Here is a 368-nt window from a genome sequence, read left to right on the forward strand (position 1 = left end):
ATCGAGAATTTCGCCGAGCTGCGCGACGAACTCACCCGCGACGGCTACATCTTCGCCTCGCAGACCGACACCGAGGTCGTCGCGCACCTTGTGGCGCGCGAGCTGGCCAAGGGCCTGAAGCCCGTGGAAGCAGCGCATGCGGCGCTGAAGCGCCTTTCGGGAGCGTTTGCGCTGGCGATCATGTTCAAGGGCGACGAGGACCTGATCGTCGGCGCCCGCAACGGTCCGCCCTTGGCCGTCGGCCATGGCGAGGGCGAGATGTATCTCGGCTCCGACGCGATCGCGCTGGCACCCTTCACCAACTCGATCACCTATCTCGAGGACGGCGACTGGGCGGTGGTGCGCCGTGAAAGCGTGACCATCTACGA

The 368-nt window shown here is 66.0% G+C and carries 1 pseudogene; it reads left to right on the top strand.

The features are described 5' to 3' along the window. Positions 1-368, top strand: a pseudogene (locus tag ACWGS9_RS35510) (glutamine--fructose-6-phosphate transaminase (isomerizing)); the annotation flags it as partial.

The sequence above is a fragment of the Mesorhizobium sp. Arg314 genome, from assembly GCF_053714275.1.